The sequence below is a fragment of the Flavobacterium sp. IB48 genome, from assembly GCF_016405855.1.
Classification (GTDB): Bacteria; Bacteroidota; Bacteroidia; order Flavobacteriales; family Flavobacteriaceae; genus Flavobacterium; species Flavobacterium ginsengisoli.
In genome coordinates this window covers 220,926-244,478 of the sequence record NZ_JAEFCA010000005.1, presented here as the reverse complement: position 1 = coordinate 244,478, position 23,553 = coordinate 220,926, and the positions used below count along the sequence as shown (strand labels likewise).

Annotated in this window: 12 protein-coding genes; all 12 read left to right on the top strand. The window is 36.1% G+C overall.

Annotated elements, in window-relative coordinates; translation table 11 throughout:
• Nucleotides 1-3 precede the first annotated feature (3 nt).
• Complete coding sequence (locus tag JC605_RS17185) at nucleotides 4-1,974, top strand: RagB/SusD family nutrient uptake outer membrane protein (RefSeq protein ID WP_198857376.1); 1,971 nt, start codon at nucleotides 4-6, stop codon at nucleotides 1,972-1,974.
• Between the two features lie 103 nt (nucleotides 1,975-2,077).
• Nucleotides 2,078-3,790, top strand: a complete 1,713-nt coding sequence (locus JC605_RS17180; protein ID WP_198857375.1) for a polysaccharide lyase — start codon at nucleotides 2,078-2,080, stop codon at nucleotides 3,788-3,790.
• 128 nt (nucleotides 3,791-3,918) lie between these two features.
• A complete protein-coding gene (locus tag JC605_RS17175; protein ID WP_233074147.1) occupies nucleotides 3,919-4,605 on the top strand; it encodes a DUF3826 domain-containing protein in 687 nt (228 codons plus the stop codon).
• A 55-nt stretch (nucleotides 4,606-4,660) separates the two neighbouring features.
• A complete protein-coding gene (locus tag JC605_RS17170) occupies nucleotides 4,661-6,367 on the top strand; it encodes a polysaccharide lyase (RefSeq protein ID WP_198857374.1) in 1,707 nt (568 codons plus the stop codon).
• Between the two features lie 258 nt (nucleotides 6,368-6,625).
• Nucleotides 6,626-9,778, top strand: a complete 3,153-nt coding sequence (locus tag JC605_RS17165; RefSeq protein ID WP_370569061.1) for a DUF6298 domain-containing protein — start codon at nucleotides 6,626-6,628, stop codon at nucleotides 9,776-9,778.
• 252 nt (nucleotides 9,779-10,030) lie between these two features.
• Nucleotides 10,031-11,434 carry a glycoside hydrolase family 140 protein gene (locus tag JC605_RS17160; protein ID WP_198857373.1) on the top strand — a complete coding sequence of 468 codons (1,404 nt, stop codon included), beginning with the start codon at nucleotides 10,031-10,033 and terminating at the stop codon, nucleotides 11,432-11,434.
• A 251-nt stretch (nucleotides 11,435-11,685) separates the two neighbouring features.
• On the top strand, nucleotides 11,686-13,254 hold the full coding sequence (locus JC605_RS17155; RefSeq protein WP_198857372.1) for a glycoside hydrolase family 28 protein: 1,569 nt from the start codon (nucleotides 11,686-11,688) through the stop codon (nucleotides 13,252-13,254).
• A gap of 43 nt (nucleotides 13,255-13,297) precedes the next feature.
• The gene (locus JC605_RS17150) at nucleotides 13,298-14,215 is read left to right on the top strand and encodes a glycoside hydrolase family 43 protein (RefSeq protein WP_198857371.1); all 918 of its coding nucleotides are present in this window, start codon (nucleotides 13,298-13,300) and stop codon (nucleotides 14,213-14,215) included.
• Nucleotides 14,216-14,396: 181 nt separating this feature from the next.
• Nucleotides 14,397-16,280: a six-hairpin glycosidase gene (locus tag JC605_RS17145; RefSeq protein WP_370569060.1), complete on the top strand. Its 1,884-nt coding sequence runs from the start codon at nucleotides 14,397-14,399 to the stop codon at nucleotides 16,278-16,280.
• A gap of 184 nt (nucleotides 16,281-16,464) precedes the next feature.
• Nucleotides 16,465-19,245: a glycoside hydrolase family 78 protein gene (locus tag JC605_RS17140; RefSeq protein ID WP_198857370.1), complete on the top strand. Its 2,781-nt coding sequence runs from the start codon at nucleotides 16,465-16,467 to the stop codon at nucleotides 19,243-19,245.
• Nucleotides 19,246-19,363: 118 nt separating this feature from the next.
• A complete protein-coding gene (locus tag JC605_RS17135; RefSeq protein WP_198857369.1) occupies nucleotides 19,364-20,782 on the top strand; it encodes an acetylxylan esterase in 1,419 nt (472 codons plus the stop codon).
• A 235-nt stretch (nucleotides 20,783-21,017) separates the two neighbouring features.
• A complete protein-coding gene (locus tag JC605_RS17130; RefSeq protein ID WP_198857368.1) occupies nucleotides 21,018-23,468 on the top strand; it encodes a glycoside hydrolase N-terminal domain-containing protein in 2,451 nt (816 codons plus the stop codon).
• Nucleotides 23,469-23,553 lie beyond the last annotated feature (85 nt).

Genomic DNA, 23,553 nt, shown 5'->3' with positions numbered 1-23,553 from the left:
ATTATGAAACTAAGAATAAACTCAATATTAACTCTTGCAGTATTACTTATAGTTAGTGCTTCATGTAGTGACAATTTTCTTGAAGATAAGAAAAATTTTGGACAGATTGATGATTCATTTTATGAAAGTCAAGAGCGTACAAATTGGTATATAAACAACCTATATTATGACTTTTTCTATGCATTTAAGTCTCCACAAGCTACTTTTGTAGGTCAGTACACCGATGCATATTCTAGATTAACAGAAGAAATAGGAGGAATTACAGACCTTGTAAATCCAACAAAAACATTAGTAAATTCTGATGATGCAACAAATTATTTTGGAACAAAACTAGAAGATAAAATTAAAAATGAGCCTTACAACCGTATCAGAGACTGTAATAGCTTCTTAGAAGAAGTAGATGTAAAAGGATCTAGTTTAGATAAAACATTCCGTGATCGTGCAAAAGGCCAAGTGTATTATTTAAGAGCGCTTCAATATTTTGATTTAATGCGAATGTATGGAGGTGTGCCTCTTGTTACTTCAACACAAGCAGCAACTTCTACAAATGATGCAATTAAATTGCCAAGAGCTTCAGTTACTGAAGTAGTAAATCAAATTGTTGCAGATTTAGATATGGCAGCTTCGTTATTACCAGGAAACTGGCCAGACGCAGGCGCAGATTATGGACGCTTTACAAAAGGAGCAGCTTTGGCACAAAAAGCAAGAGTACTATTAACCTATGCAAGTCCATTGTTCAATAAAAACTGGGATGGTTCTACAGAAAGATGGGATGCTGCACTACAAGCTGGTTTAGCAGCAGAAACTCAATTGACAGCTGATGGATATGGCTTATACGGAAGTTCAGCAAAACAATGGAATGATATGTTTACATTAGAAGGATTTAATAAAGAAGCTATTGTGGTTCAATTGTTAGGAAACGGAGCAACTCTTTCTGTTAGTAATAACAATTCATGGGAAAAAGCAATGCGTTTAGTTAGCCAAGGCGGTACAGGAGCATTTGAAGCGCCAAAAGAAATGATCGACTTGTTTCCAATGGATAACGGAAAAAAACCTACAGCAGCCAATGGTTACGATCCTTTCTTATTCTTTAAAAAACGTGATCCTAGATTTTACAGAACATTTGCTTTTTCTGGAATGAAATGGGGATATGCAGAAAGTACAAGCAGTGTAGCTTGGTCTTATCGTTGGTTAGATGGATCAGATAAAGATAAACCATACTTTAGTGACAATAATCAAGAAAATAGCCCTGCATACGTAAGAAAAATGTCAAATGTTACTGCATCAAATGCTAGTAGTTTCCAATATTCTGTAACTAATATTCTTGAGTATCGTTATGCAGAATTGTTACTAAATATTGCTGAATGTTACGCTGCAAAAGGCGATATTGGTAATACAATTAATTACCTAGGAAAAATTAGAGCTCGTGTAGGAATTCCTTCTGCTGATAACTACGGAATTGGTATTTTGGCTGATAAATATGCTGCTATTGCTGCTTGTTTATATGAGCGTAGAGTAGAATTAGCTTACGAAGGAAAACGTTTTTGGGATGTGCAGCGTTGGATGCTTTACAGTGATGAAGCTCTTCCAGGTATTAATGGTGGGACAGTTTCTAAATTAGGTTTAACGCCAATTAACGGTACACAACGTACAGGATATTATTTACAATATAAAAATGCTGCTACTAAAACAGATCCATTGTCTAGTGCACGTGCAGCAATCAGCGTAGATCCTGATTCAGCTAATTTTAGCAGTCAAATTGACGCTTTAGCAACTTTTTACACTGATAATTTTGTATTCACAAACTTATTGACTCCAATGGATAACGTAAACAACGTTGCTGCGCAAATTAAATTTAACCCAAACTATTATATAATGGGGTTACAAACAAGTATTCTAACTCAGAATAACTGGTTGCAGCAAACGGTTGGATGGAACGGCGGAACCGCTGGAACCTTCAATTATCAAGAATAGATTTAATATCAAAACAATGATTATTATATAAAGCTTTTCACCTGTATTCGTTAAAAGATACAGGTGATTTGTTTAAAAAGAATTACCACAACTAGAAATTAACATGAAAAATTCCGCATTATTTATCGCATCATCTCTGCTTTTTTTAGGAAGTGCAAAATGTTTTGCTCAATATCCGAAGATTAGTCCAGAAGTTCAGGCTCAGGAAAAAGCTATCAAAGAAGAAGCTCAAAGACTTTCTGATGAAGCTTGGGAAAAAGCTTTAGTCGTTATTGAAGAAGAAGCTAGACATGGAAAACCATACATTCCATGGGCAGCAAGACCAACAGATTTACCTCAGGCAGAAATTCCTGCTTTTCCAGGTGCTGAGGGTGGAGGAATGTACACATTCGGTGGTCGTGGCGGAAAAGTTTACACGGTAACAAGTCTAGAAGACCGCGGACCAGGAACATTACGTGAAGCATGCGAACAAGGAGGAGCGAGAATAGTGGTATTTAATGTTGCTGGAATTATCAGACTTAAAAGCCCATTAATCATTCGTGCACCTTATATCACAATTGCTGGACAAACAGCTCCTGGAGATGGAATTTGCGTGGCGGGAGAATCAACTTGGATTGATACTCACGATGTAGTGATTAGACATATGCGTTTCCGTCGCGGAGAAACTTTTGTAGGCCGTCGTGATGATGCTATCGGAGGAAATCCTGTAGGAAACATTATGATCGACCACGTTTCTGCAACTTGGGGATTAGATGAAAATATGTCAATTTACAGACATATGTACAATCCTGGACCAGGTTATCCAGACATTAAAGTGGGAACGGTAAATATTACAATCCAAAACAGTTTGTTTGGAGAAGCTTTAGATACTTACAACCATGCTTTCGGAAGTACTTTAGGTGGTGAAAATTGCTCTTTCATGAGAAATATGTGGGCTAATAATGCAGGAAGAAACCCTTCTATCGGTTGGAACGGAATTTTCAATTTTGTGAATAACGTAGTTTTCAACTGGTACAACAGATCTACAGATGGTGGAGATTACACTGCTAATTACAATATCATCAACAATTTCTACAAACCAGGTCCTGTAACCGATTTAACACAACCAATAAGCTACAGAATCTTAAAACCAGAATCTGGAAGAAGCAAATTGCCTTATATGGTTTTCGGTAGAGCTTATGTAAACGGAAACGTAATTAACGGAAACGAAAAAGTTACTAAAGACAATTGGGATGGAGGTATTCAAATCGAAAATAAAAAAGGTGAGTTAATGACTTATGATGAATCGAAAGACTATTTCGCAAAGATGAAAGTAGAGAAACCTTTCCCAATGCCTTGGTTCAATAAATTCATGACTGCTGAAGAATCTTATGAGTTCGTACTTAAAAATGTTGGAGCAACCTTACCACTTAGAGATAAAGTTGACGAAAGAATCGTAAGAACGGTAAAAACTGGAGTTCCAGAATATGCAAAAGGATTAGAGAAAAAGACTTTCTATCAATTCGAGCACAGAAGACTTCCAATGGATTCTTATAAAAAAGGAATAATTACAGATATTTCTCAAGTTGGAGGATATCCTGAATACAAAGGAAAACCTTACGTAGATACAGACAAAGACGGAATGCCGGATGCATGGGAGAAAAAATACGGTTTAAACCCGAACGATCCATCTGATGCGCAAGGAGATTTAAACGGAGACGGATATTCAAATATTGAGGATTACATCAACGGTGTAAATCCTGCGATAAAAGTAGACTGGAAAGATTTGGCTAATAACAAAGAAACATTAGTTAGAGCTTTATTAGATTTAAAATAAGAATCGGCGAGATTAGAAACAGCAGAATAAAAATCTGTAAATCTGCTAAATCTGCGAGATAAAAAAATTAGCCCGCAGATTTAGCAGATTAGGCAGATTAAATATTGTAATTCATAAAATTTATTAAGATGAAATTAATAAAAAATATAGGTGTTTTAATGATGTTTTTAGTGTTTGGGAGTAATATTGCACAACAACATTTAGATCCTGAATATGTAAAAGTTACTAACGAAAGAGCTGCGAAAATCGTTACCAAATTAGATTTGAAAAACGAAGCAAAAGAAAAAGCTGTTTCAAACATCATTGCACAGCAGTTCAGAGATCTAACTGAAATCCAAGATGGAAGAGATGCTGAAATCAAAAAAGTAAAAGAAGACACTTCTTTAGCAAAAGAAAAGCAAAACGAGAAAATTGATAAACTAAAAGCAAAAGCAGACGAGTCAATTGCAAAACTGCATAAATCTTATATCAAAAAACTAAGTAAAGAATTGTCAGAAGATAAAATTACTGAAGTTAAAGACGGAATGACTTATGGAGTGCTTCCAATTACAGTTGCAGGTTACAACGATATGCTTCCAAACTTAACAGCAGAACAAAAAGATTACATCTACAAAGCTTTAGTTGAAGCGAGAGAGCACGCAATGGACGCAGGTTCTTCTAAAGAAAAACACGGCTGGTTTGGTAAATACAAAGGAAGAATCAACAACTATTTATCAAAACAAGGTTACGATTTAAATAAAGAAAGTAAAGATTGGCACGAACGTGTCGAACAAAGAGAAAAGAATAAAGTAAAAGATTCGACTGCAAAAGAATAATTTTCTCTTTTAAAACTTTCTATTACAACTATTAACTACAACCACACACAATTCAATGCAAAATATTTTTCCAAACCATACTTTAAAAAGAACATTTATGGCATTGTCATTTTGTTCTCTTGTATCATCGGCGTATGCTCAATATCCCGTAATTCCAAAACCCGTTCAAGAAAAAGCCGATGCTATTTTAGCTGACGAAGAAAAAAGGCTGAGCGAAATCTGGAATGCTAATCTTCATATAATCAAAGAAGAAGCAAAACAAGGAAAACCCTATTTACCTTGGGCATCCTATCCAAAAGATTTTGTTTTTGCTGACATTCCTGCTTTCCCGGGTGCAGAAGGCGGTGGAGCATATACACAAGGTGGACGAGGCGGAAAAATATTTGTGGTTACGAGTTTAGAAGACAGCGGAAAAGGAACTTTTCGTGAAGCCTGTGAAGCCGTTGGAGCAAGAACAATTGTTTTCAACGTTTCAGGAATCATTCAACTGAAAAAAAGAATCAGCATGCGTGCGCCTTACGTAACTATTGCTGGACAAACCGCTCCAGGTGACGGAATCTGTATTGCAGGAGAAACTTTAGAAATTGATACACACGATGTTATTATTCGCCATATGCGTTTCCGTCGTGGAGCAACCGAAGTTACTAGAAGAGACGATGCGCTTGGAGGAAATCCAATGGGAAATATCATTGTCGATCACTGTTCTGTAAGCTGGGGATTGGACGAAAATATTTCTTTATACAGACATCAATTTGCAGCTAATGCAAAATCAAAACTGGAGAAATTACCAGCTTGTAATATCACGATTCAAAACACTATTTCATCAGAAGGTTTAGATACTTATAATCATGCTTTTGGAAGTACAATCGGCGGATTAAATAGTACTTTTATGCGCAACTTATGGGCCGACAACATTTCAAGAAATGCTTCTATCGGAATGTATGGCGACTTTAATTTTGTGAATAACGTAGTATTTAATTGGTGGAATCGTACTCTTGATGGCGGTGATTATCGTTCGATGTTGAACATCATCAACAACTATTTTAAACCAGGGCCAATAACGCCACAAAACGAACCTATTGCACATAGAATCGTAAAACCTGAATCTGGATATATTGAACCAAAACAATACGGAAGAGCTTACGTTTCAGGAAACTTTATTGTAGGTTCTCCAGAAGTTACAGCAGACAACTGGAATGGAGGAGTACAATTGGAAAACCTTCCAGAAGCGGAAACAAAAGAATTTTTAGCAGCAATTAAACAGCCAAAACCTTTTTCAATGCCAAAATTCAATATCATGTCGGCAGAAGAAGCTTATGATTTTGTTTTGACGAATGTTGGAGCAACAATTCCGAAAAGAGATGCTGTTGACGAAAGAGTCATCAAACAAGTTCGTACAGGAAAAATCGAAGTAAAAGATGGTTTAGAAAATAATATCGGAAAAGAATATATCAAAAGAAGATTACCAGCTGACTCATATAAAAAAGGAATTATAACGCATCCTGATCAAGTTGGCGGATATCCAACTTACAAAGGAAAAGCTTATAAAGATTCAGATAATGATGGAATTCCAGATGCTTGGGAGAAGAAATATGGCTTAAATCCTAACGATGCTTCAGATGCCAATAAAGATGCAAACGGAGATGGTTACACTAATATCGAAAAATATTTTAACGGAATCGATCCAAACACTAAAGTTGATTGGACGAAAACGGAAAACAATACAGATACATTGTCAAAATTAAAGTCTTTATTACAATAGAAAAATTATGAAGACCTAACAGGTTTTTAAAACCTGTTAGGTCTCTTAAATGTAATATCCGCTTAGTTTGTCATTTCGACGAAGGAGAAATCTTCGCAAGAAGCTCCACAAAGAATATCAATCTTTGGCGATGTAGCAACGAAGATTTCTCCTTCGTCGAAATGACAAGATTGGAGAAAATAGGATTTTATAAATTTATTGTTCCTTAAAAGGTTAATTTTAAGAATCTAAACTCTGAAATTTAAATTAAGAAAAAAAGTGAATTTCGATCAATTAAAAAATATAGTTTCTTCTTTTAAAAACACATTTTCTTTAATGTGTATTACTTTGTTTATTAGCGGAAACATCACAGCCCAAAACAATTTTCCAGACATTATAAAAACAAAAGAAGGCAAACTTTCTTTCACAGCTGATAATCAAGGAAATCAAATTCCAGATTTTTCTTTTGCAGGATATAGAAACTCAGAAGTTGCCATTCCGAATTTGGATAACAAAATTCTTGTTTCGCAGCAAGAAGAAGATGCAACGCAGAAAATCCAAAATGCAATTGATTATGTAAGTGCATTAAAACCTGATAAATCAGGATTTCGTGGAGCAGTTTTGTTAGACAAAGGAATTTTTAAAATCAGTGGAACATTATACATTAGAAAATCGGGAGTTGTTTTAAGAGGAAGCGGTAATACCGAAAACGGAACTGTACTTTTAGGAACCGGATTAGAAAGAGAAGCTCTAATTAGAATTTTGGGTGAAAATGATAAAGTGTACAAAGATTCATTTGAATTCGCAAACGCTTACACGCCACTTGGAACACAGAAAATCCAATTAAAAAATACATCAAAATTAAAAGTTGGCGAGGAAATCGAAATCAGCAAACCTTTAACGGATAATTTCATTAAAGAGGTTAAAATGCAGGATTTCGGCGGAGAAACTTCTTGGATTGGCTGGAAAAAAGGGGATTGGGCGACAACTTGGAATCGTGTTGTAACCAAAATCAACGGAAACGAAGTAACGGTAAATGCTCCAATCACAATGTCTTTAGATGATGTTTTCGGAACTTCTAAAGTAACTGTTTATTCTTGGCAAGGAAGAACTGAAAATAACGGAATTGAAAATATCTTAATAAAATCAACTTACAATCCTTCAAATTTAAAAGACGAAGAACATCGTTGGCAGGCCATTAGCATTGAAAACACCAGAAATGCTTGGGTAAAACAAGTTAATTTCAAACACTTTGCAGGAGGTGCCGTTACGGTTTTAAAAACAAGTCAGCAAATTACGGTTGAAGATTGTATTGCAACTGAACCAATTTCAGAAATCGCTTCATTTAGAAGACATACTTTTTATACCGAAGGTCAGCAGACTTTATTCCAGCGTTGTTACTCCGAATTTGGATATCATGATTTTGCCGTTGGCGGATTCGGTACAACTGGACCAAATGTTTTCGTACAATGCGAATCACATTTTCCATTCGAAAACAGCGGTGCAATTGGAAGCTGGGCAACTGGAGTTTTATTTGACATTGCCAATATCGACGGAAAAGCATTAAGCTATAACAACAGAGAACAAGGAGGAAGAGGAGCTGGATGGACAGCAGCAAATTCTGTAATTTGGGAATCGTCAGCATCAAAAGTAGAATGTTACAGTCCGCCAACAGCGCAAAACTGGGCTTTTGGAGTTTGGGGACAATTTGGTGGAAATGGACATTGGAAAAACGTAAACGAACATATCAGTCCAAGAAGTTTATTCTACACACAACTAGAAGCCAGATTAGGAAAACTTTCAGTTCAGCCTTTTATCTATGATTTAGGTTCTGAAGCTTCTTCAAGTCCGAGTGTAGAAGTCGCTGCAGAATTGACTAAAAACTCTGTTACAACGGCAAAAAGTTTACAAGAATTGATTGTAGAAGCTTCAAAAGCAAATCCGATTAATACAGACAGTAAAGGTTTAAAAAATGCAAACGATTTAAAAATTGCTCCAAATAAAACTGAAAAATCAACGTCTAAAGTAACTACAGAAAATGGCTGGTTAACTTTTGAAGGAAAAGTAATTGCAGGAAAACAAACCAACGTTGCATGGTGGAGAGGTGATTTAACCGATGATTTTGTAAACAAATCTACACCACACATCACGCGTTTTGTTCCAGGACGAACAGGAAACGGATTAACGGATAAAGTACAAGAAACAGTAGATTATTTAACAAAAAACAATATCGTTGTCTTAGAACACAATTACGGTTTATGGTACGACAGAAGAATGGACGATCACGAACGCGTTCGCAGAGTCGATGACGATGTTTGGCCTCCATTTTACGAACAGCCTTTCGCCAGAAGCGGGCAAGATCTAGCTTGGGATCATTTAAGTAAATACGATTTGACAAAATTCAACGATTGGTACTGGAGCCGTTTAGCGCAGTTTGCAACTCTGGCAGAACCAAACGGACAAATGTTAATCAATCAGCAATATTTTCAGCACAATATTTTAGAGGCTGGAGCGCATTGGGCAAGTTCACCATGGCGTTCTGCTAACAATATCAACAGCACGGGATTTCCGGAGCCACCACCATACGCAGGAGACAAACGCATTTTTATGGCGGAGCAGTTTTATGATATTACGAATGCGCAAAGAAGAAAATTACACGAAGGTTTCATTAGAAAATCATTCGAGAACTTTCAGGAAAACAGCAACGTAATTCAGTTAACGAGCGCCGAATATACAGGTCCGTTACATTTTATGGAATTTTGGTTAGACCAAGCCCAAAAGTGGAAAGATGAAACAGGCAAAAAAGGATTAATTGGTTTAAGTGCAACAAAAGATGTTCAAGATGCTATTTTAAACGATGCTAAAAGAAATAAAACCGTTGATATAATCGATATTCGTTATTGGTATTACAAAGAAGACGGCTCAGTTTATGCACCGCAAGGAGGCGTTAATTTAGCGCCAAGACAGCATGCGAGAAAACTAAAAACAGGAAAAGAAACCGACAATCAAGTATATCGCGCCGTTCGTGAATACAGAGAAAAATATCCTGAAAAAGTCATTTTATATTCAACAGACGGTTCTTCAAGATTTGGATGGTCGGCTTTAATGGCTGGAGCTTCATTGCCAAATATTCCGAAAATTGAACTGCCTCAGTTTTATGCCGCTTTAAGCCAAATGAAATTAGTTGACGGAAATACGTTTTCAGACAATCTTTGGAAGTTAGAAAATAAAGGAAAAAGCTATCTTTTTTATTTGAAAAACGATCAGGATATCACCATCGATTTAGCAAACGAAAAAGGAACATTTGAAGTATTTGCGATTAATGCAACAACAGGAAATATAACCAAAAAAGCCAACATCAGCGGAGGAAAACAAGTCACAATTCCACAAGCCGGAATAAAAGAAAAAGTGCTTTTTGTAGTGAAAAAATAAAAGAAGGGTTTGCCACGAATTACACGAATTAGCACGAATTTAATTTTGAATTAAATCTGCTCAATCTGAAAGATCTGCGAGAGTAAATTTTTCACGCAGATAAAAGCAGATTCAACAGATTTTTAAATTTTGATCTGCGAAAATCTGCGAAATCTGCGTGAAACCATAAACACAAGCAGAATAAAAATTAGTGAAAATTCGTGTAATTCGTGGCAAACAAACCAAGAAACATAAATTCAAAAACAAACCAAAATGAATCTGAAAATTAAATCTTTATACGCTCTTTGTATAAGCTTTATGTTGACAGCACAAAGCGGATTTTCGCAATCTGCCAAAACAAAAGCATCTCTGCCTGAAATCAAAGTATCTAAAAATCAGCATTATTTTGTTACTGAAAACGAAAAACCATTTTTCTGGTTAGGCGACACGGGCTGGTTAGCATTCGGGAAACTGGATAGAGTGGGAGTTGAGAAATATTTCAAAGACAGAAAAGACAAAGGATTTAATGTCGTTCAGGTAATGGTTTTGCACAATATAAATGCTATTAACGTTTATGGCGATGCAGCTTTAATCAACGAGGACGTTTCAAAACCCTTAATTACGGCAGGAAATGATTTCAAAGATGCAAAGCAATACGATTACTGGGATCATGTAGATTACACTTTAGATGTAGCTCAGAAAAACGGAATTTACGTTGCAATGGTTCCGGTTTGGGGAACAAATGTTTCAAAAGGAAATAAAGTAAGCAAAGAACAGGCGACAGAATACGCTCAGTTCTTGGCTAACCGATATAAAAACAGAACCAATATAATTTGGTTAAACGGAGGAGATACACATGGAAACGAATTTCAGGATATCTGGAATGCTATCGGAAATACTTTAAAAACCAACAATCCAAACCAGTTAGTAACTTTCCACCCTTTTGGAAGAACCGATTCTTCAGAGAATTTCCACAACGAAAAATGGCTGGATTTCAATATGTTTCAATCTGGACACAGAAGATACGATCAGGATTCTATAAAAACGAATTTCAAAGAAGACAATTACAAATTTGTACTAAGAGATTTCGAATTAAAACCTACAAAACCTACACTTGATGGAGAACCATCTTATGAAGGAATTCCACACGGTTTACACGATACTTTACAGCCAAAATGGACAGCAAACGATGTTCGCCGTTACGGATATTGGTCAGTACTTTCAGGTGGAGCAGGTTATACGTACGGACATAACGCTGTAATGCAACTGTTCAGAAAAGGCGATAAACCAGCTTACGGAAACAAAGAATTATGGGCATCAGCCATCAATGCGCCTGGAGCAAAACAGATGATTTATATTAAGAAATTAATGGAAGAAGTGCCATTTTTAGAAGGAGTTCCAGATGTTTCTTTAGTGGTAAATCAAGGAGAAAAATACGATTATATTCCAGCGATAAGAGGCGAAAAATATGCTTTACTATACACTTACAATGGAAGAATAATAGAAGTAAAACTAGGAAAAATTTCAGGTGATAAATTCGAAGCGACTTGGTACAATCCGAGAAATGGGAAGAAAACTAAGATTGGAGTATTTGATAACAAAGGAACTCAAAATTTTCAGCCAGAAGGTAAGAAAGAAGATGGTAATGACTGGGTTTTGATTTTGAAGTCAAAGTAAAAAAAGTCTAGTATGTCCTCCTGAGCGAAGTCGAAGGACCGCAACGATTGGACATATTGTTTGATATAGTAAGCGCCCTTCGACTTCGCTCAGGGTGACACAAAAGCCGAATAATAAAACTCTCGCAGATTTTGCAGATCAAGCAGATAAAAAAGACATTTTAATCTGTGATCCCGATAGCTATCAGGAGTGGCAGAAAAAAAAGATCTGCACAATCTGCCAAATCTGCGAGAGAACAAAAAAACACAACTATGAAAAACATACTAATAATACTCTGCTTCATAACTGGATTGAACACCACTTTCGCAAACGACGGCTGGCTAAACATCCTAAACGAATGCGGAAACAACAAAGGAATAAAATGCACTCAAGCCATTCAGAATGCCATTGAAAAAGCATCTAAAAACGGTGGAGGAACGATCTTTTTCCCTGCAGGAGAATATTTAACAGGAGCTTTAACATTAAGAAGCAACATTACGATTCATTTAGATTCGGGAGCACTTTTGAAATTTTCAGAGAATTTTGATGATTTTTTACCTTATGTAGAGATGCGTTACGAAGGAATTGTAATGAAAAGCTTCCAACCATTATTTTATGCAAAAGACGTTGAAAACATCACAATCACAGGAAGAGGCGTAATCGACGGACAAGGAAAAGCATGGTGGAATGAAGTGTACCGAATCGAAACAGCTAAAGAACCGCTTCCTCCAACCAAATACCAAACCATGTGGGAAGAGCAAAACAAAGGCCTTTACACAGAACCGTATTACAAAAGAACAGTTGATAAAAAGTTTTTCAGACCATCTTTTTTCCAAGCTTACAACTGCAAAAATATTTTAATTGAAGGCGTAACCTTTAAAAACTCACCTTTCTGGACAATCAACCCTGAATTCTGTGATAATGTAACCGTTACCGGAATTTCGATTTTTAATCCGCATTCGCCAAATACGGATGGAATTAATCCTTCTTCTTGTACCAATGTTCACATTTCAAATTGTCATATTAGTGTTGGAGACGATTGTATTACAATTAAATCTGGAAGAGACGGTGACGGACGTAAATATGGAAAAGCAACAGAAAATGTAACTATCACAAATTGCACCATGCTTAGCGGTCACGGCGGAGTAGTTATTGGAAGCGAAATGTCGGGAGGAATCAAAAAAATAACGATATCCAATTGTGTTTTTGATGGAACAGATCGCGGAATTCGTATCAAATCGGCTCGCGGAAGAGGTGGAGTGGTTGAAGATATTCGTGTTGATAATATCGTAATGAAAAACATCAAAGAAGAAGCCATCGTTTTGAGTCTTTTCTACGATAAAGGAACTACAGTTGAGCCTGTAACCGAGAAAACTCCGATTTTCAGAAATATCCACATGAGTAATATCACGGCTTCAAACGTAAACAAAGCTGGGCAAATTCTAGGAATTACCGAAATGCCAATTCAAAACATCACGTTCTCTAACATCAATATGGACGGAAAAGAAGGTTTTACAGTAAGTACGGCGACCGATGTTGAATTTCATGATGTAAAAGTGAATGCAACTGTTGGTTCCTCTTTCAAAATATCAGATTCAAAAAATATTATTTTAGATAACGTTGGATCTTCAACAGCGATAAAAGGAATTCCGGTTATCAAATTAGATAATGTTTCGAATGCGTTGATCAACAATAATTTTCCATTCAATCCAACTGATATTTTTATCGAGGCGGATGGGAAAGACACTAAAAACATTTTCTTGAAAAACAATGTTTTAAACAACGTAACAACGAAAATCAAAAAAGGCACTTCTTTAGATAAAAAAGCAATTACAGAATAAAAACTGGTGAGCCAACTTTGACAAAGTTTAAACAGAATGAAACATGAAAAAAATATTCATCATAGTAACCCTTTCACTTTTTGCGATTAGTTATTCGCAGAAAAAGAAAGATTTATATCTTTTTACGTCGTTTAGAGAACCCGCAACAGAAGGTTTATATTTGGCGTACAGCGAAGACGGTTACAACTGGAAAGGATTAGAAGGATCGTTTTTAAAACCCGAAATTGGAGCCAGTAAAATCATGCGTGACCCGTCAATCACAAAAGGGGCAGACGGAACGTATCACATGGTTTGGACAACCGACTGGAAAGGCGGAAATGGTTTTGGTTACGCAAGTTCAAAAGACTTGATTCATTGGTCGGAGCAACAGTATATTCCAGTGATGAAAAACGAACCAGAAGTTGTAAATGTTTGGGCACCAGAAATTTTTTATGATGATGTAAAAAAGGAATACATCATTATTTGGGCATCAACAATTCCATTTAGATATCCAAAAGGAGTGGAAGAAGAGAAAAACAACCACAGAATGTATTATGTAACGACTAAGGATTTCAAAACGTTTTCGGATACAAAATTATATTACGATCCCGGTTTCAGTGTAATTGATTGTGTGATTGTCAAAAAAAGCAAAAAAGATTATGTTTTGGTTTTGAAAGACAATACAAGACCTATGCGAAACATAAAAGTAGCTTTCGGAAAATCGCCTTTAGGGCCGTTTGAAAAACCTTCAAAACCTCTAACCGAATATTTATCTGAAGGTCCAACAGTTGTGAAAGTCGGTAAAAACTGGTTATTGTATTATGATAATTATGGCTCAAAGAATTATAAAGCGTTAAGCACAACAGATTTTGTTCATTTTGAAGATGTATCATCCAAAATTAGCCTTCCAGAAGGACACAAACACGGAACGATTACAACAATCTCTGCAGACGTTTTAAAGGGATTAATTGACAGAAAATAAAAATCAGCTAAATCTGCCAAATCTGCGAGAGTAATTTTTTTTCTCCCGCAGATCAAGCAGATAAAAAAGTTTAGAAAAATCTCACGCAGATTTAAAATGATTTAAGCAGATCAAGCAGATTTTTAAATCTGTATAAATCAAAAAGATTAAAATTAAATCGGCTAAAATCTGCAAAATCTGCGTGAAACAAAAAAAATATAAAATGATTGCTTTCCAAAACATAAAAACCAACATCATTACAGCCACAATCCTTTTGGCTTGCACCGCTGTAAATGCACAAAACGACACAGTGCGTTATGTTGGCAAAACACTTTCAAACATCGATTACCATCACGGACAATTAAGTCCAGTGGTTGGAGTTCACGCTACCCAAATTATGCGTGCAAGCCGTGAACATCCCGAAAAATCGGATGGTTTTGGCTGGACATACAATCACCAGCCGATGATGGCATATTGGAATAATACTTTTTATCTGCATTATTTAAGCGATCCTTCGGGCGAACATATTCCGCCAAGCCAAACTTTATTAATGACTTCTAAAGACGGTGTAACTTGGACAAAACCAGAAGTAATTTTCCCAATTTATAGAATTCCTGACGGATGGAAGAAAGAAGGAGTTGAAGGCGTTGCCAAAAATCTGGATGCGATTATGCATCAAAGAATGGGCTTTTATACGTCAAAAGACAATAGACTTTTTGCTTTAGCGTATTATGGAATCGCAATGGATGAAAAAGACGACCCAAATGACGGAAAAGGAATCGGACGTGTGATTCGTGAAATTAAGAAAGACGGTAGTTTCGGCGAAATCTATTTCATTAGATACAATAAAACTTGGGACAAATCGAAATCAAAATTTCCATTTTATACCGCATCAAAAGACAAAGGTTTGAAAAAAGCCTGCGAAGAAATCTTATCAGAACCTTTGGTTTTACAGCAATGGGTAGAAGAAGCCGATCGTGATGATGAATTAATTCCGTTACAGAAACCTTATAAAGCCTTTAGTTATTACCATTTGCCAAACGGAAATGTAGTAGGATTATGGAAACACGCTTTAACTTCAATAAGTAGAAATGGTGGAAAATCTTGGGATTATATGCCATTGCGTGCTCCTGGATTTGTAAACAGCAATGCTAAAATCTGGGGACAAAAAACGTCAGACAATCGTTATGCAACGCTTTATAATCCGTCGGAATATCGCTGGCCTTTGGCAATTTCAACAAGCGATGACGGATTAAATTATAAAGATTTATTATTGGTTCATGGAGAAGTAAGTCCGATGCGTTACGGTGGAAATTATAAATCAGCAGGTCCTCAATACGTTCGTGGAATTACAGAGAAAAATGGAACTCCGCCAGATGGAAAAATCTGGGTGGGTTACAGTATGAACAAAGAAGATATTTGGGTGGCTTCGATCCCTGTTCCTGTAACTTCGGTAGTAACAGAAAATGTAAATGACGTTTTCAATAATCTTCCTGACGGACAAGAGTTAAAATTGTGGAATACGTATGACCTTTCATGGGCATCAACCAAAATCGAAAAGAAAGCCGATGGTAAAAAATGGCTGACTTTAAGAGATCAGGATTATTTTGACTATTCGCGTGCTGAAAGAGTAATTCCTTTTGCATCAAAAATGGAAGCTATTTTTACGGTAAAACCAGAGCAAAATAATCATGGTTTATTACAGATTGAATTCCAAAACAAACAAGGTTTGCCTTCTGTAAGATTGATTTTTGATTCGGATGGAGAATTAAAGGTAAAAAATGGTGCGCGTTTGAGTTCGGTTACAAAATACGAAGCAAACAAAGCATATACAATCACAGTTAAATTAGATGCTAAAAACCGTCAGTATACTATAAAAGTTAACGATGGAAAAGAATCAACAAAGATATTTTACGCGCCAACAGACGGTTTCGAGCGAATCATGTTCCGCACGGGAGAGCAGAGACATTCACCAGATCCAGACACAGCGCCAGACACAGACGATTACGATGACCTGCCTCAAACCGGAAAATTAATCCCAGAAGCAGTATTCAATATCGAATCTTTGGTAACTAAAAAATTATAATGATTTTTACCATTAAGAGATTAAGAAAATTAAGCAGGATGTTTAATTAGACTTATCTTGAGGGCATAAAGTTTTGAGAACGAAAAATCAACGTAACTGAATGCTTAATGAACTTAAAAGAAAGTTTCCGTCTAGTGGGCTTAATTGACTTAATATCTTAATGGTTGAATTAAAAATTTACAAAGTGAATATTTCAAAATCCATATTATCCTTTATTTTTCTTTTTTTCTTTTTCATTTCAAATGGACAAATTCTGCCTGTACGTTTAACAACAGAAATGGCTGAAAATCCATTAGCAGTTGTCGAGAATCAGCCAAAATTAAGCTGGCAATTGGTTTCAAAAGAATCTGATGCATCGCAAGTCGCTTATTTGATTTTAGTAGCTTCATCAGAAGAAAAATTAAATAATGACGACGGAGATATTTGGAACAGCGGAAGAGTAAATACCGACAAAAACTTGCATATCGTTTATAATGGAAAACCATTAAAAAGCGAAACCAAATATTTCTGGAAAGTAAAAGTTTGGAATCAGTCAGGTAAAGTTTCTAAATGGAGTAAAACAGCTATTTTCAGAACCGCTTCGTTAGAATCAGATTTAAATCCAATTTGGATTGGTGCAATCACAAAGGCTGATAGTCATTTGCCAGAAGGAAGAAACTACCACACTGCCACTTTCAACAGAGAAAAAAAGATGTCCTTTATCAATGCTTCCGATTCTTTGGCAAGAAGAAGTATCATTTTACGTAAACCTTTCGAAATAGAAAAAGCAGTCAAAGAAGCTGTAGTTTACATTTCGGGTCTAGGACATTACGAATTGACTATCAACGGGAAAAAAGTGGGTAACAGTCAATTTGCGCCTTTGTGGACCGATTATGACAAAACAGTCAATTACAATGTTTATGAATTAAATGCAAAAGAATTTCAAAAAGGCGATAACGTAATTGGTGTTTTGTTAGGAAACGGAATGTACAATACGCTTGCCGAAAGATATACTAAATTCTTCGTGAGTTTTGGTCCGCCGACTTTATTCTTTAAAATGAAAATCAAGTATAATGATGGTTCAGAAGAAATTATAAAATCAGATAGAACTTGGAAATACAGCAAAAGTCCGATTACCTATAACAGTATTTTTGGTGGAGAAGATTACAATGCCAATTTAGAACAAAAAGGCTGGAATCGTAAAGGTTTCAAAGATAGAGATTGGAAAAAAGTAGTCATTCAGGAAGCACCAAAAGGAGTTTTAAGACCACAGACAGCACCGCCGGTTACCATTCAGAAACAATACGAAGTGCAAACCGTAAAAGAGCTGAAACCAAATTTCTATGTTTTTGATATGGGACAGAATCTTTCGGGATTTCCAACCATCAAAGTAAAAGGAAAAAGAGGGCAATCGATTCGTGTTTGGGTTGCCGAAGGTTTAAATGAAGAAGGCACAATTGCTCAGGGAAGATCAGGAAAACCATACTATTACGATTATACTTTAAAGGGCGATGGAGTGGAAGAATGGACGCCAAAATTTAGTTTCTACGGTTATCAATATGTTCAGATTGAAAATATTAATTATAAAGAAGATAAGAATAAAGAGTTTCCAACTTTGGTCGATTTAAAATCGAATTTCATTTACAATTCGGCTGGAGAAGCAGGAAATTTTGCTTGTTCGAATGAGATTTTCAATAAAACACACGAATTGATCAATAATTCGATTAAAAGTAATTTCCAAAGCGTTTTTACCGATTGTCCGCAACGTGAAAAATTAGGCTGGTTGGAAGAAATTCAGCTGAATGGTCCGGGTTTAATGTTCAATTATAATCTTCAGACTTTCCTTCCTGCAACGATGCAGAATATTTCTGATTCGCAAAGAGAAAATGGTTTAATTCCGACAATAGTTCCAGAATATGTAATTTTTGGAGGTGATTTTACCGATTCTCCAGAATGGGGCGTAACAGGCGTAATTCTGCCTTGGATGTATTACGAATATTACGGAGATGCTTCATTATTAGAGAAATATTTTCCTGTAATGAAAAACTATGTGGATTATTTAGGAACAAAAGCAACAAATCATATCGTTTCACACGGATTAGGTGATTGGTATGATTACGGAACACATCCTGCTGGATATTCTAAAAATAGTCCGATTGCGCTTTCTGCGACTTCGCACTATTATTATGGAGCTTATTTAGTAGCAAAAGCATCAAAATTACTAGGTAAAACCGAAGATTTTGAGAAATACAATACATTGGCTTCTGAGATTAAAACGGCTTTCAATGCGGCATTTTTTAACGAAGAAACCAAACAGTACGGAACAAACAGTCAGTTTAGCAATGCTGTTCCGATTTTTATGGATATTGTGGAGCCTCAGTATAAAGAAGCTGTAATGCAGAATTTATTAGCAGATATCAAAGAAAAAGGAGATCGCTTGACAACAGGAGATGTTGGAAATCGTTACTTATTTCAGACTTTGGCAAGAAATGGCGAAAACGAAACCATGTACAGAATGCACAATCATTACGATGCGCCGGGTTATGGTTTTCAGATTAAATTTGGCTTGACTACTTTAACGGAACAATGGGATCCGAGAAAGGGAAATTCGTGGAATCATTTTATGTTAGGACAAATTGAAGAATGGTTTTATCAAAGTTTAGCTGGAATCATGTCTGATCCTGAAAAACCAGGATTCAAACATTTCTTTATTCAGCCAGAAGTAGTTGGCGATATGACTTTCGTGAAAGCGGACTATCAATCAGTTTACGGAAAAATCGCTTCTTCTTGGGAAAAGAAAGACGGCAAATTTATTTTGACAGTTCAGATTCCGGTGAATACAACTGCGACAATAAAATTGCCGGTTGCTAAAAATTCGGAAATAAAAATTGACAATAAAAAGGTTAGGGTAGGTTTTGATGAAAAAGCTCAAAAGCCTGTTTTGGAATTAGGATCTGGAATTTATACAATAGAATGTCAATTGTAATTATGAATTATGAGTTATGAGTTATGAGTTATGAATTGTAAATAAACTCGAAAAAGTAGAAAAAATCAATTTGTTTTCCTCCAGCTAAAGCAGGAGGCAAATCAAAAAAAATGTAATAATGAAAAGAATAAAATACATCTTCTTAGTTTCCATTTTTGCTTTGACATTTGCCAATGCGCAAAGCACTTCTGACACTAATTTTAGAAAGCCAGTTTCAGAAACTTTAAAGAAAATAGAAACTCTTTTTAACGTCACAATCAACGACGACAGAGGTTTATTAAAAGGAAAAGAACTGGATTATGCCGATTGGAGAATTGAACCTGGAAATCTACCACTTTCGCTGACGAATATTCTAGCGCCGTTTGAATTGATGTATTTTAAACAACCCGATGGAACCTACATCATACGCAAGTATGAAAATCATAAAGTTTCGGTAGATAAAGGAAAAGAACGCTTGTTTTACTTAGAAAGCCTTTATTCGACGAAAGAACAATGGGAGAAACGCAAAATGGAGTTAAAAGCTTGTATGATTGAATCATTTGGTTTGGATAAGGCGCCCCCTACACCGAAGTCTAAACCACTTTTAACTCCAAAAAGAATTTACAAAGATTACAGTGTCGAAAATATTGCATTGGAAATTTTGCCTGGTGTTTATGCGACAGGATCGATTTACAAACCATATCCGTTAAATAAAAAAGCAGCAGTTATTTTAACTCCTGACGGACATTTTGGTGATGGAAGATATAGAAAAGACGAGCAGTACAGATGTGCCATGATGGCAAAAATGGGTGCAATTGTGGTAGGTTACGATTTATTTGCTTGGGGAGAATCGTTACTACAATTTCCAGAAGAAACACACAGAAACAGCATTGCATCGACGGTTCAGATTTTAACTGGAATTCGTTTTTTGGATTATTTAGCAACGGTTAAGAATGCTGATATGACAAGAGTTGGCGTTACAGGTGGTTCTGGAGGAGGATCTCACACGATGTTTTTAGCAGCAATTGATGATAGAGTTAAAGTTTCAGCTCCAGTTGTAATGGTTTCGTCTCATTTCTCAGGCGGTTGTCCATGCGAAAGCGGACGCGGAATTCACTTGTGTGGAAATGGAACAAACAATGCCGAAATCTCAGCGATGATGGCGCCAAAACCGCAATTGATTGTCTCTGATGGAAAAGACTGGACATTGGCAGTTCCGGAATTGGAATTTCCTTTTATCCAAAGAACGTATGAATTGTACGGAAAGAAAGATTTAGTCGAAAATGCTCATTTTGCAAAAGAAGGGCATGATTTCGGAATCTCGAAACGTATGGCTTTGTATCCGTTTATGGCGAAATATTTAAATCTAGATTTGAATAAAGTGAAGAACGACAAAGGCGAAATCGACGAATCGACTTGTGTAATTGAGCCGAAAGAGAAGTTGTTGGTTTTTGGAGATAAAGGAGAAAAACTACCGAAGAATGCTTTAAAAGACATCAACAAATTATATGAAATGTTCGGAGAAAAAAATCTGAAAGTTTACGAGGTTAAGAAGTAATAGAGTTTGCCACTAATTTCACGAATTGGCACGAATTATTTTTTTGCCACAGATTAAAAAGATTAAAAGGATTTTTTTATCTCCTTAATCTGCAAAATCTGCGGGAGTAAAATTTTTTCACGCAGATTTAGCAGATTTTTAATCAGTGGAAATCCTTTTAATCTGTGGCAGAAAAAAAAAGAAATAAAAATTAAAAAAGAAATTAGTGCAATTCGTGGCTGAAAAAAAATATACTATGAAGTTAAAATTTAAAATAACGGCAATCTGTATCGGAATTTTTTCCTTGACAGCAACAGCACAAAGTGACCTAAAATTATGGTACGATAAACCCGCATCAATCTGGAACGAAGCTCTACCTTTAGGTAACGGACGTTTGGGCGCCATGGTCTTTGGCGATCCAGCTGTAGAACGTTTGCAATTGAACGAAGAAACGATTTGGGCAGGTTCTCCAAACAGTAATGCACATAATAAATCTATTAAAGCACTTCCAATTGTTCGCCAGTTAATTTTTGATGGAAAATTTGATGAAGCACAGGATTTAGCGACACAGGATATTATGTCGCAAACCAATGACGGAATGCCGTATCAGACTTTCGGAAGCGTTTATATTTCATTCAACGGACATCAAAAATATACAGATTATTATCGTGATTTAGACATCAGCAACGCTACAGCGAAAGTAAAATACAAAGTAAATGGTGTTGAATTTACAAGAGAAATTTTAACCGCATTTTCAGATCAGGTTATTGTAGTAAAACTTACTGCGAGTCAGCATGGACAAATAACTTGTAACGTTTTCATGAACAGTCCGATAGATAAAACGGTTGCTTCGACAGAAGGAAACCAGATTATCCTTTCGGGAGTTGGAACTAACTTTGAAGGTGTAAAAGGAAAAGTAAAATTTCAAGGCCGATTAACAGCTAAGAATAAAGGTGGCGAAATAGATGCCAGCAATGGTGTTCTAAGCATCAATAAAGCCGATGAAGTGACTTTATACATTTCGATTGCGACCAATTTCAAAAACTATCAGGATATCTCTGGTGATGAAATTGCGAAAAGTAAAGACTATTTAGCAAAAGCCGAAACAAAAGATTTTGAAACCATAAAGAAAGCTCATATTGATTATTACCAAAAATTTTTCAATAGAGTTTCTTTAAACTTAGGTTCTAATGATTTAGTGAAGAAACCAACAAACGAAAGAATCAGAGATTTCTCTAAACAGTTTGATCCGCAGTTGGCCTCATTGTATTTCCAATTCGGACGTTATCTTTTAATTTCAAGTTCACAGCCAGGTGGACAGCCGGCAAATCTACAAGGAATCTGGAACGATATGGTCACACCACCTTGGGATAGTAAATACACAACAAACATTAATGCCGAAATGAATTACTGGCCAGCACAAGTAACCAATTTGCAGGAAATGCACGAACCTTTTGTACAAATGGCAAAAGAGTTGGCTGTAACTGGTGCAGAAACTGCCAAAACAATGTACAATGCCAGCGGATGGGTTTTGCATCATAACACCGATATTTGGCGTGTTACTGCTCCGGTAGATTCAGCTGCTTCGGGAATGTGGCCTACAGGTGGTGCTTGGGTTTGTCAGGATTTATGGGAAAGATATTTATATACAGGAGATAAAAAATATTTAGCAGAAATTTACCCAATCATGAAAGGCGCTGCTGATTTCTTTTTGGATTTTATGGTGATAGATCCAAACACAAAATATTTAGTTGTTGTTCCGTCAAGTTCGCCTGAAAACACACACGCAGGCGGAACCGGAAAAGCTACAATTGCATCGGGAACGACAATGGACAACCAGCTGATTTTTGATTTGTTTACACATGTTATCGAAGCTTCGGCTTTAGTTTCTCCAGATGCATCTTATGTGAAAAAAATAAGTGATGCTTTGGCAAAAATGCCTCCAATGAAAGTAGGTAAACACAATCAATTACAGGAATGGCAAGACGATTGGGACAATCCAAAAGACAATCATAGACACGTTTCCCATTTGTACGGATTGTATCCGAGTAATCAGATTTCGGCAATTAAAACACCTGAATTATTTGAAGCCGCTAAACAATCTTTAATTTACAGAACAGACGAATCTACAGGCTGGTCGATGGGCTGGAAAGTGAATTTATGGGCGAGATTATTAGATGGAAATCATGCTTATAAATTGATTCAGGATCAATTGCATTTGGTAACAGCAGATCAAAGAAAAGGTGGAGGAACGTATCCGAATATGTTAGATGCGCATCAGCCTTTTCAAATCGATGGAAATTTTGGATGCACAGCCGGTTTTGCCGAAATGCTAATGCAGAGTCAGGAAGATGCGATTCATTTGCTGCCAGCTTTGCCAAGCGTTTGGAAAGATGGAAGCATAAAAGGGTTAGTGGCAAGAGGTGGATTTATAATCGATATGACATGGAAAAACAATAAAGTTTCGGAGTTAAAAATCTATTCGAAAATTGGAGGAAACTGCCGATTAAAAGTTGAGAATACGCTGAAAGGTTCTTCGCTTAAAAAAGCAAAAGGAAAGAATCCGAATCCATTGTTTTATGATGTAGAAGTCAAGAAACCTATTATTTCTAATGAAGCTAAACTGCCTAAAGTACAATTGCCAAATTATAATACTTACGATGTGAATATGAAAGCAGGGCAGACTTATACTTTTTCGGGGAATTAATTTTTTGAACCATATAAGTTATATAAGAAAATATAATAGCACGTCATATTTGTCATTTCGACGAAGGAGAAATCTTCGATAGAAG

Bases quoted from the DNA above. Each gene is read 5' to 3' on its own strand.
- JC605_RS17185 (WP_198857376.1), top strand. From the start codon at position 4: ATGAAACTAAGAATAAACTCAATATTAACTCTTGCAGTATTACTTATA.
- JC605_RS17175 (WP_233074147.1), top strand. From the start codon at position 3,919: ATGAAATTAATAAAAAATATAGGTGTTTTAATGATGTTTTTAGTGTTT.
- JC605_RS17135 (WP_198857369.1), top strand. From the start codon at position 19,364: ATGAAAAGAATAAAATACATCTTCTTAGTTTCCATTTTTGCTTTGACA.
- JC605_RS17160 (WP_198857373.1), top strand. From the start codon at position 10,031: ATGAATCTGAAAATTAAATCTTTATACGCTCTTTGTATAAGCTTTATG.
- JC605_RS17150 (WP_198857371.1), top strand. From the start codon at position 13,298: ATGAAAAAAATATTCATCATAGTAACCCTTTCACTTTTTGCGATTAGT.
- JC605_RS17180 (WP_198857375.1), top strand. From the start codon at position 2,078: ATGAAAAATTCCGCATTATTTATCGCATCATCTCTGCTTTTTTTAGGA.
- JC605_RS17155 (WP_198857372.1), top strand. From the start codon at position 11,686: ATGAAAAACATACTAATAATACTCTGCTTCATAACTGGATTGAACACC.
- JC605_RS17130 (WP_198857368.1), top strand. From the start codon at position 21,018: ATGAAGTTAAAATTTAAAATAACGGCAATCTGTATCGGAATTTTTTCC.
- JC605_RS17170 (WP_198857374.1), top strand. From the start codon at position 4,661: ATGCAAAATATTTTTCCAAACCATACTTTAAAAAGAACATTTATGGCA.